Genomic DNA, 7,521 nt, shown 5'->3' with positions numbered 1-7,521 from the left:
CTGCGGGGCCTTTCGGCCGCTCCGCTCTCCCCTGTGGGGCGAACAAGTAAAAGATTACGTGCCACCCGCCCCCTCGGCCAATCCAGCCACATCCCGGGCGTGTCGCACCCCCCACACCCCCGGAAACACGCGGGAAACGACGAAGGCCCGCACGACGTGAAAGGTCGCCGGGCCCGTGCTGCCGGATCGATCAGACGCGGAGAGCAGCGCTCGAAAACTGCAGGGCAGCCTCGGTGTGTCCACCGGTGAACTCGATCCCGCCGAAGAACATCGCGCCGATGACGAGGGCGAACACGAACGCGATCGACAGGAACAGCACGGCGACGCCGGCGAGGGTGATCAGAAGGGGAAGTCGAGAAGCCATGCGTCCATCTTGCCCTGTCCCGCGCCCGGGAAACCAGGGCTTGTCTCCACCAACGACCGAAGGCCGACACCTCCGAAGAGGTGCCGGCCTTCGATGTGAAGCGGTGATCAGCGACCGGAGAGCTTCTCGCGAAGCGCAGCCAGCGACTCGTCATCGGCCAGCGTGCCCTGGGCGGGCGACTCCGACGAGAACGAGCCACCGAACGTACCGGCGTCGGTCGGGTTCGCAGCCTCGGCCTCGAGAGCCTTGGCAACGGCGGCCTTGTGGGCCTCCCAACGACCCTGGGCAGCGGCGTACTCCTGCTCCCACTGCTCGCGCTGGGTGTCGAAGCCCTCGAGCCATGCACCCGACTCGGGGTCGAAGCCCTCGGGGTACTTGTACTCGCCGCGCTCGTCGTACTCGGTGGCCATGCCGTACAGCGCCGGGTCGAACTCGGTGCCGTTGGGGTCGACCGACTCGTTGGCCTGCTTGAGCGACAGTGAGATGCGACGACGCTCGAGATCGATGTCGATGATCTTGACGAAGACCTCTTCGCCGACCGACACGACCTGCTCGGCGAGCTCGACGTGCTTGCCCGACAGCTCGGAGATGTGCACGAGGCCCTCGATGCCGTCGGCCACGCGGACGAACGCACCGAACGGAACGAGCTTGGTGACCTTGCCCGGAGCGATCTGACCGATCGCGTGGGTACGGGCGAACACCTGCCACGGGTCTTCCTGCGTCGCCTTGAGCGAGAGCGACACGCGCTCGCGATCGAGGTCGACCTCGAGGATCTCGACGGTGACTTCCTGGCCCACCTCGACGACCTCGGAGGCGTGCTCGATGTGCTTCCACGAGAGCTCGGAGACGTGCACGAGGCCGTCCACGCCGCCCAGGTCGACGAACGCACCGAAGTTGACGATCGACGAGACCGTGCCCTTGCGGACCTGGCCCTTGTGCAGGTTGTTGAGGAACGTGGTGCGCGACTCGGACTGCGTCTGCTCGAGCAGGGCGCGGCGCGAGAGCACGACGTTGTTGCGGTTCTTGTCGAGCTCGAGGATCTTCGCCTCGATCTCCTGGCCGAGGTACGGCGTGAGGTCGCGGACACGGCGCAGCTCGATGAGCGATGCCGGGAGGAAGCCACGGAGGCCGATGTCGACGATGAGACCACCCTTGACGACCTCGATCACGGAACCGGTGACAACACCGTCGTTCTCCTTGATCTTCTCGACGTCGCCCCACGCACGCTCGTACTGTGCGCGCTTCTTGGACAGGATCAGGCGGCCTTCCTTGTCCTCCTTCTGGAGAACGAGGGCCTCGACGTGGTCGCCGACGTTGACGACCTCGTTGGGGTCGACGTCGTGCTTGATCGAGAGCTCGCGGGAGGGGATGACACCCTCGGTCTTGTAACCGACGTCGAGGAGGACCTCGTCGCGGTCGATCTTCACGACGGTGCCCTCGATGAGGTCTCCGTCGTTGAAGAACTTGAGCGTCTTCTCGACCGCGGCCAGGAAGTCTTCGGCCGAGCCGATGTCGTTGATCGCGACCTGCTTGATAGCGGGGGCGGTCGTTGCGGTAGTCATGTAGTGGGTTGTCCTAGTGGGTTTGGTATCGGGCTCCGACTCCTGCGCCCAGAGATCAGGGAGACCCGGGCCGTCGGCACTCGGCCGCCCGAGGGCGAACGGATGCCATGAGTCGAAGCAGAGCGGATTGTGTGATGCGGTGCCACGGGGTCGAACGAGAACGGTCGAAGCCCCAGGAGTGACACTCCAGCCTAGCGCACCCATCCACTCGGCACGGTGGTCCGCTCGCGCCCCGTGCGGAATGCGGGCCACGGCATTCGGATTCAGCCTCGGATCGGCAGTTTTGCCCGTGCTGTGACCCGACGTCTGCCCAGGTGGCATCCAGACTGGCATGCCAGGCTCCCGGTTTTGTGCCCGCTGGACGCGGGCCGGACGTGCGACACCCGCGCCGTCCCCTCTACGTGAAACCGGTTCTATGCGCTCTGATTCGACACCCCTGTCCAACCGCCGTGCCCGCCGTATCGCCTCCCGCCGCTCGCGTCGTCGCCCCGTGCTGACGGTCGGGGCGCTCGTCGTCGGCGTCTTGGCCGCCGCCACCCTGACCGGCACCGCTCCGGCCGCGACGGCCTCGCCCGCCGACCTGTCGACCGCGACGTTCACTCTCGCCTCGACCACCACTCCGACGGCCCTCTCGGTCTCGGCCGGCCCCGAGGCCTACGAGGCACGTGCCGCCACCGCCACCGCCACCCAGACCCTCGCCGCGGCGACGGCCGTGCAGAACGACATCGCGGCATCGGGTCTCGACATCGGCCAGCCGGCCGTCGTCGACACCACCGCTCTCGAGCAGGCGACCGATCGACTCGAGGACGCCGCGGTGCTCCCGCCCGCCTTCCTGCCCGAGATCTCCGACAGCGTCTCGGCTCTGACGACGACCGTCGACCAGCGCGTCGCGGAACTGCGCGGCGGTCTCGACGCCGCGATCGCGAAGAAGGCCGAGGAAGAAGCTGCCGAGAAGGCCCGCCAGGAGGCGGAGGCCGCCGCGGCCGCCGCGGAGAAGGCCGCGGCCGAGGCGCGCGAGTCGTCGTCGTCGGGCAGCGGAAGCGGCGGCGGCAACACCGGCGGTGGCGGCGGTGCGTACGTCCCCGCCCCGTCGGGCGGAGGCACCGGCGACAACAGCGTGTCCGGAGCGCAGGCCAGCGCCCGCGCCATGCTCGGCAACTACGGGTGGGGCGACGACCAGTTCGGCTGCCTCGTGTCGCTGTGGAACAAGGAATCGGGCTGGAACTACCAGGCTTACAACGGCGGCAGCGGTGCCTACGGCATTCCGCAGGCCCTGCCCGGCAGCAAGATGTCGTCGGCCGGCGGCGACTGGCAGACCCACGCCGCCACCCAGGTCGCGTGGGGCCTCGGCTACATCTCGGGCCGCTACGGCAGCCCGTGCGGCGCCTGGTCGCACTCGCAGTCGGTCGGCTGGTACTGACCCCGGTGCGCTGACCGGCCTCGACCGGTCAGCGCCACCGCACCATCGAGCGCGCCGCCGCGGAGGATCTTCCGCGGCGGCGCGCTTCGCTGAGCAGCGGAAGATTCTCGGCCGACGTCAGCTCATGGAGCACGACGGGTCCGACCCTGCGCCGCCACTCCCCCGCGAATCGGACGGCGTCTTCCCGACGGCGCGCGATGCGCGACGGCACGGGGAGGAAATCGCGCGCGGTCGTCGGCGAGGCGCGATCCAGCACCGCGCGGACGATCCAGGGGCCGCCGCGGTCGATCTCGAACACGAAGCGCGGTGAGCGGATCGGGCCGTACAGCTCGTCGAGGGCCGCCGCGAAGGTGCGTTGATCCTCCGGGGCCGCCGGTGGAATCCGCACGTCGAGTCGCACGCGTCGGGCGTCGACGCCGGTGCCCGTCACGACCGGGGTGCCCGATACCGAGGCGACACGGTCGGTCGTCACGAGCGACTCCCAGACCACCTCCGCCATGCGGCGGTGCGATTCGACGGCGTCGACCGCCTGTCGGCGGACGTTCGCCCACGCCCGTCCGAGAGGAACCGCGAGCCACACGCCGGTCGCCGTGGCCGCGAGGGCGATCACCGTGCCCACCGCGGACGGCAGAAGGAACGCCGCCACCACGAGCAGCGCCGGAACAGCCAGGGTGCCCGCGAAGACCGCGCCGAGAGACCGTGCCGCGCCGACGGTCGTGCGGAACACGGGCGTCGCCCGATCCCGCTCCAGAACCGTCGACACCTCTTCCCGATCGTCGTACGGCTCGCCGACCCGCCACTCGAGACGCGTCTGCGCGCGGGGCGGAACGCTGCGCAATCCGTCGACGTCGGCGAGGGCCACCCCCGGGACCTTCGCGATGACGTCGCTCAGGGCGCGGCGGCGGGCGACATCGAGGGCGGCACCGAGCCCGCGGACGATCTGCGTGGTGTCGTCGGCGTCGAGCCCCCACAGCCGTGCGTGTTTGCGGCGGAGGCGGGCGGCATCCGGTTGCGCCTCCAAGCCCACCGAAGGAGGGAGGACCGCCGTCACGGTCCAGTTGTGCGCGACCTTCTCGGGCCAGTCGGGGTCGAGGCGCAGGGTGCGTCCGCGCAGCTGCTGCGTGGCCGCCGCGGTGGCGACCATGCTCAGATCGATCAGCGTGTTGACCGCCGGGCAGTCCCATCCTTCGCCGAACAGGCCACGGGTCCCCACGACGACGTGGATCACCCCGCGGTCCAGCAGGCGGGAGGCAGCGCCCACGATCCCGCTCCCCCCGATCCCCCGCACGACGGCGACCTGAGCGTCGTCGTCGCTCGCCTCGGCCGAGACCTCGACCCCGAGTTCCGCCGACAGCGCGGGCAGCAGCGTCGACGCGTCGCGCGCCGCGATGCGCACGGTCGAGGAGGTGACGAGGAGGGCACGGAGGCCGGAGGTCGCGGCATCCGTCACCAGGACCGAGAACGTCCGCACGGCGCCGGCTCCGCCGAGGAGACCGCCGTGGACGTTCCCGTGCCGCACGAAATCGGTGACGACGAGGGCGCGCAGTCGATCGTCGCCCACCTCCCCCCGCTCGATCGCGAGGATGTCGCACGCCCCGCGGTCCTTCGCCGACGACGATGCCAGGACCGTGTCGATCGGGTCACGCGTGCGGCGGATGCCGCGATCGGTGAGGGCGTATCCGAAGTCGGCCAGGACGCGGCGGATCCGCCGCCACTCGTCGGCGCGCTCGGGATCGGGCAGCACCCGATCGAGCGCGTACCGCCCGAGAAGACGCAGGGTCTCGTCGGTGGTCGGTGGGCGCCGCGCGACGGCCGGGAGGCGGGCGATCACCGGGTCGTCGGGAGCGACGAGCGACAGCATGGCCGCCGCGGCCTCGGCGGCGGGGAAATCGTCGGCGAACGCGGCCGCGAGGCGGCGATCGAGCGCATCGGGGACGGCGCCCGGCGCGGGCGGGGCGAGCGGATCGGTCGGGGCCGGCGCAGCGAGGGGCGGCTGGAGCACGTCGAGCAGGAAGGCGCGGCCGGGTCCCCCCGCGAAGGTGGTGCGCAGCGACACCTGCAGCGCCTCGGCGTGCGCGGAGAGGAAGAGCTGCTCCTCGGGTGTCGGCTCGACGACGTGGACGAGATCGCGGTAGGGCGCGAGATCCCCTTCGCGCACGACCGCCGGCACGGGGACCTCGAGATCGACCTCGCCGAGCAGCGACACGTAGTTGTCGTATTCGTCGGCGTCGTCGGGAGACGGGAGCGTCGCCGTCAGTCCGATGACCAGCGGCTCGCGTCCCCCCGCGCGGATACGGGCGAGCAGCGCGGCGACGACGAGCGCCCAGTGGTCGAGCAGGTGGTGGCATTCGTCGAGCACGACCGTCTCGACCCCGGCCTCGACGAGCCGGTCGAGCAGGGCGCGGGCGTTCGGGTGGAGCGCGGAGGCCAGAACATCGGCGTCCTCGCGGGCGAGGGACCGGCGGATCGACCGCGAACGCGAGCGGATGCCACGCCGGTAGGCCGCGGGATTGCTCTCGGCGAGGGCGCGGAGCCACTCAGCCGCGGCCTCCGGCGTGCGGTCGTCGGCTTCGAGCTGGGTCTCCCACCGGCGATGCGCCAGCGCAGCGAAGGGCGAGGTCGCATCCTGCACGCTGATCGCCTGATACGTCAGCGCCGTGAGGTCGGCGGGCGCGGAGGGATCGTCGGACACCGCCGCATCGGACACCGCCGCGTCGGATGACGCGAGGCCCCTCGCCGCATCGACCCACTGCGCACGGATGGCGGTGGTCGGGGCGAAGACGACGGTGCGCCGGCCGCGGCGCGCGGCGAGCAGCAGCCCGAGAAGCGTCTTGCCCGAGCCGGGAGGCGCGACCAGATGCACGGGCGAACCGGCGTCGACGTCCACCCGGGCGAGCGCATCGGCCTGATACGCGCGCAGCGTGCCGTCGAAGCGCCACGCCGAGAGAGGGCGCGGGGTTTCGGGCGTCACCGGGCCAGTCTAGGTACGCGCCCACGAGCGGGCGGGAGCGGGCGCGAGCCCCGCGGAACAGGAGTCGGCGTGGATCTGCGCTGGTTGGACGCCCCCGCCGCCGACGTGGCCGCCGCTCTCGCCGCCGCGGCCCCTCGACCACGGCCACCCTGGGTACCCACCCGGCGGCAGATCGCGCTGCACGTCAACAACGGGTTCTTCCTCTGGTTCCTCTTCTTCGCGTTCCTGTCCATCGGCATCCGGGTCGACGGTGTGCAGGACGGCGTGGTGCGCGAGGCGGATGCCACGGCCTTCGTCGTGTCGTCGGTGATCGCCGCGCTGTGGCTCGCCGGAACGGCCGCGCTGTGGTGGTGGTCGCGGCAGCCGATGGCCTCGCGCACCCGTGTGCGTCACGGTCGTCGCGACCTCACCGCTCTGGCCAACGGGTATGAGCCGTCGCCCAGCTCCGCGGCGACGTTCTCGTCACTCGTCACCGATCACCGCCTCGGGGTGCGCGAGTATCCGCGGTTCACCGCGGGGCGGGTCGAGTTCGGCACCGTGCGCCCCCGCACCGCGCGCTCGCGACCACGACAGTACGTCACCGTCACGCTCGCCTCTCCGCTCCCCCACCTCGTCCTCGATGCACGGGGCAACGACGGATGGGGCGCCGCCCTTCCGGCATCCATCGCCCGTCACCAACGGATCTCGCTCGAGGGCGACTTCGACCGGACGTTCCGCACCTACTCCCCGCGCGGCTACGCCGGCGACGCGCTGTACGTGCTGACCCCCGACGTGATGGCGGGGCTCGTCGACCACGCGTCGGGCTTCGACGTCGAGGTCAAGGACGCCCGGGTCGTCTTCTTCCGCTCGGTCGACGCCGACTACACCCGCGCCGAGGATTGGACGAGCGTCGACGCCGTGCTCACCCACGTGGCGCCCAAGATCCTCGCGTTGTCGCACCGCTACGTGGACGAGCGCGTCGACGGGCAGGACGCCGTGCAGGTGTCACGGGCATCGCGGGACACGGCTGCGTGGCGACCGCCCCACCCGATCATCGGACCGAGCGGGCGACGCCTGGACGCGCGCACCCCGCAGACGGGGTGGTGGCCCCTCGTCGGCCGAGTCGCCTGGGTGGTCTTCCGCACGGGCCTGTACGTCTTCCCGGCGATCTTCGCGTTCGCCGGGTTCATGTCGATCGTCGACGGGCGCTGAGACCGCGCCGCAC

5 protein-coding genes are annotated in these 7,521 nt (G+C 71.1%); 2 read left to right on the top strand and 3 right to left on the bottom strand.

Annotated features, from left to right (window positions below; genetic code table 11):
- Positions 1-190 precede the first annotated feature (190 nt).
- On the bottom strand, positions 191-364 hold the full coding sequence (locus IFR11_RS12145; RefSeq protein ID WP_156458758.1) for a hypothetical protein: 174 nt from the start codon (positions 362-364) through the stop codon (positions 191-193).
- A 107-nt stretch (positions 365-471) separates the two neighbouring features.
- Complete coding sequence (rpsA, locus tag IFR11_RS12140) at positions 472-1,926, bottom strand: 30S ribosomal protein S1 (RefSeq protein WP_055835770.1); 1,455 nt, start codon at positions 1,924-1,926, stop codon at positions 472-474.
- Positions 1,927-2,341: 415 nt separating this feature from the next.
- On the opposite strand from rpsA, the gene IFR11_RS12135 reads away from it, so the two are divergent.
- Entirely contained in the window at positions 2,342-3,346 is a 1,005-nt protein-coding gene (locus IFR11_RS12135) for an aggregation-promoting factor C-terminal-like domain-containing protein (RefSeq protein WP_191916320.1), read from the top strand.
- A gap of 28 nt (positions 3,347-3,374) precedes the next feature.
- On the opposite strand, the gene IFR11_RS16185 is transcribed toward IFR11_RS12135, so the two are convergent.
- Positions 3,375-6,317, bottom strand: coding sequence for a DEAD/DEAH box helicase family protein (locus IFR11_RS16185; protein ID WP_199771194.1), 2,943 nt, complete (start codon positions 6,315-6,317; stop codon positions 3,375-3,377).
- A 69-nt stretch (positions 6,318-6,386) separates the two neighbouring features.
- Between IFR11_RS16185 and IFR11_RS12125 the strand changes: the two genes are divergently transcribed.
- Complete coding sequence (locus IFR11_RS12125; protein WP_191916319.1) at positions 6,387-7,508, top strand: hypothetical protein; 1,122 nt, start codon at positions 6,387-6,389, stop codon at positions 7,506-7,508.
- Positions 7,509-7,521: the final 13 nt, after the last annotated feature.

This window comes from Microbacterium sp. CFBP 8801 (genome assembly GCF_014839455.1).
GTDB lineage: Bacteria > Actinomycetota > Actinomycetes > Actinomycetales > Microbacteriaceae > Microbacterium.
This window is presented reverse-complemented; position numbering and strand designations above follow the sequence as displayed.